Source organism: Microbacterium sp. Bi128 (assembly GCF_918698205.1).
This window is the reverse complement of the sequence record NZ_CAKKMM010000578.1, coordinates 1-3033: the sequence shown is the minus strand read 5'-3', so window position 1 is coordinate 3033 and position 3033 is coordinate 1. Positions and strand designations below refer to the sequence as shown.

3 protein-coding genes and 1 pseudogene are annotated in these 3033 nt (G+C 61.0%); 2 read left to right on the top strand and 2 right to left on the bottom strand.

The annotated features are described in order from the left end of the window. A partial coding sequence (locus tag LQV45_RS23190; protein ID WP_230009010.1) for a potassium channel family protein occupies positions 1 to 723 on the bottom strand: 723 nt, incomplete at its 3' end. Between the two features lie 234 nt (positions 724 to 957). On the opposite strand from LQV45_RS23190, the gene LQV45_RS23185 reads away from it, so the two are divergent. Then, complete coding sequence (locus LQV45_RS23185; RefSeq protein ID WP_230009009.1) at positions 958 to 1656, top strand: hypothetical protein; 699 nt, start codon at positions 958 to 960, stop codon at positions 1654 to 1656. Positions 1657 to 1974: 318 nt separating this feature from the next. Beyond that, positions 1975 to 2628 carry a DUF4352 domain-containing protein gene (locus LQV45_RS23180; RefSeq protein WP_230009008.1) on the top strand — a complete coding sequence of 218 codons (654 nt, stop codon included), beginning with the start codon at positions 1975 to 1977 and terminating at the stop codon, positions 2626 to 2628. A 97-nt stretch (positions 2629 to 2725) separates the two neighbouring features. Here LQV45_RS23180 and LQV45_RS23175 read toward each other — a convergent pair. Then, a pseudogene (locus LQV45_RS23175) lies at positions 2726 to 3033 on the bottom strand (alpha-amylase); the annotation flags it as partial.

The following is a 3033-nucleotide window of genomic DNA, read 5'->3' as shown; positions in this document are numbered from 1 at the left end:
GCTGCGCTGGGCCTGGGATGCCAGATCCTGGGCGTAGGCCACCGTGGCGGGGAGGGAGCCGCGCTGCTCAATTTCACGGAAGTAGTAGGTTTCGTGGAACGCAAGCAGGTCTATGCTCACCGTAGCCACGTTTCCGGCAATTGCCTCCAAAAGGCCGGCAGCGTGACTGGGGTCCATGGCCGATACACCTGCCGGACCTGCAGCCTCCCTGAACAGGGTCAGCTGGTGGGCAAGGGCCCGGCGTCGGTTCAGGGCAGGGAAAGTCTGCAGGATCCAAGTCACCGTTGCTGTCAGCAAGCCGAATCCGGTGACGGCCTCGAGGGCAACAACCAGCCGGAGCAGTGGTTGCGTTGCCACGATATCGCCAAACCCCACGGTGGAAAGAGTGACGAGGGAGATGTATAGGGCTTCGGCAAAGTCGGCCCGCAGCGGAACCCCGGCTCCGTAAACAAAGCCGTCCGTCAGATGGGGCAGGTATAGCAGAGCCCAGCCGATGGCCGCCAAGCCTGCCCAGGCGCCAATGACAGCGGCCATCGCCAAGGGTGCCGCGATGAAGGAGCCCCGGCCCCGCAGTTTTCTTGATACAAGCCAGAATCCGCGCATGATCGCCCGGCCCAGAGGACCGGAACCGTGCGGATAAAGAAGTGTACGAAAAACGTCAACGAGCATCAGCAGAACCAGCCCGGCCCCCAGAACCGTCCAGAGCGTGTCCTCGAAGTCCATGCCTCATCTTAGAGGCGTCACTATTTGACGAGCAGCCATACGGTCCGGGCAACGGGCCCGCAGGATTGCCCCAGGCGGGCGGGTTACCCAGTTGCTCGAAGACCTCTCCAAGGCAGATGGCGAGCACTTTGGGTGCCTAGCGTGTGACCATCAAAGTGCCGCAGCCCGTGGGTGTGCCGGCTGTATCGGTCCGCGCGCGCAGACGGGGCCGGAACGACGTCAAGGGGGAGCGTTGTGATGAGGGGATCTCGGCCGAATGAAAGTTCGCTGCCGCGCTGGGCCAGAACCGCCGTCGTCGTCTATTTGTCGGTGGTGGTTGCCGTTGTTGTCGCCGCGCTGCTTACCGCAGGCTTCGACCTGGCCCTGGATGCCAAGTTCAAGGAAGGCCTGCTGCTCGCCATGGTGGTTCTGACACTGCCCGTTTCGGTTGGCTATTTCATCATCGGCACTTTCGGCTCCGGGGGTGAGTTGGGCCTGACTACTGTTCTCTACTATTCGGGATACGTCCTCCTTGCGGTGGTCAACGCGGGTGTCTTCCGAAGGATTGTCCTCAGCACCCGGAAGCGCGCACGGGTGCCGGCCGCTGGCATGCCTGGCGCCTCGCCTCACTGCCCGGGCGTGAAACTGCGCGGGGTAACCCCGGACGCCAGAAAGCTTTGGTGGACCGTGCCGCTGGCAGTTTTGCTGAGTCTTCCGCAGTGGATGGTGGCGAGTTTGGCCTGGTGCGGGATCAGCGGCTGCAGCGGCGGAGGTTTCGGCGTGGCCACCGGCACCGAATGGGTCGCGGTGATCCTGAGCGTCGTCAACGGGGTCATCATGGCAGTGGCCGTGTTCGCAGTGCGCTGGCTGTATCCCACCAGGAAGCGTGCCCTCATTGCATTGGCGGCCGGGACGCTGTTCGGCCTGGTGGGCGCTGCTGTCACCCACGGGTAGTGGCCGGAGTCAGTTCGGCGTGGCAGTGAGGACGATTCGTCTTACAGCACTTGGAGTTAGTGCAATTTTTCGCTTAGCTTCTGCGCTCCGGTGCGAAGTAGCGACGTAATAATTCCTGGACTTCAGTGTCCCGCTGGCGTCCCATCAGAGAATCCTCACCAGTAGTTCCCAGCCAATACTCATGTTTCCCGTCTATGTGGTTATAGTTCCTCGTGGGGGATTGATCTGTCTGGTATGACACAGGGCTACATCTCAGTGACACCGCATGGCGGAGAAGCCACCCAGGGAATCAGCCAAATAAGTAAGACAGGAACTGCCATGACAGAGAATCAAACTATTCCGGACGCCAAGCGTGACGGCAAGGCTCAGGCCGCCGCGGACAAGGCATATCGCAAGGCATCGCGGCCTTGGTTCAAAAAGAAGCGCTTTCTTTTGCCCCTGATCCTTCTCGTGATTATCATCATTACCTCGGTTTCCAACGGGGGAAAGAAAGACTCTTCGGCTGCCGTCTCTCCTTCCACAGACGCTTCGGCCGCAGCGCCTGCAGAAGCCGGCGCCGCAGCGCCCGCAGCAGCGGCTTTCCCGGGCGCCAAGGACAGCGATGTCGTTGGAAAAGCCGGTGCCTCCCTTAAGATCGGCGACGCTACTGTTACGTCAGCCCCAATCGCGAAGGGTGACGCAACATTTGGCAAGACCATTTGCACGGCAGTGACCCTGAGCAACGGGTCGAAGGAAACGATTTCCTTCAATGCGTTCGACTGGAAGCTCCAGTCTCCTTCCGGCACTATTCTGACTACTGGCTTTGCCGGCAGTAAAAACATGCTCAGCTCCGGTGAGATCGCTCCCGGTGGTAAGACCAGCGGTGACGTCTGCTTTGATAACAAGAACGCCGAAGCAGGAAAGTTCGTCGTCCTGTACGAGCCGGTCTTTTCATTCTTCTCCGATCGGGCCGCCTGGACCAATTCCCTCTAAGCGCCATGACTGCAGGGCCCCCGGGTTCACTCGGGGGCCCTTTTTGGGAAAATCCAACTCCCCAACATGAATTCAAGAAATTGCTTGGGACAGAGCCTCAGCCCAGCAGCACCCAGGCCGCGTTGTTCGGCTGCAGCCAGCCGTCCTGTTCCAGCGGGGCAGCGGTAAGCAGCACCGTGCCGGCGGGCAGCTTCACAGGTTCGGTGCCCATTGCGACGGCGACGAGGAAGTGCTCGTTACGTTCGCAGATGAGGAGATTACCGGCCTCAAAACGCCACGTGCCTCCGTCAAGCGGCGTGAATACCTCGTTCTTCCACAACTGCCGGCGCAGTTCCAGGGCAGCTTTGGTCAGGTTAAGGGCGGACTCCGGATCCTGCTCCTGGCGCTCGATCGCGCGGGTGCCCC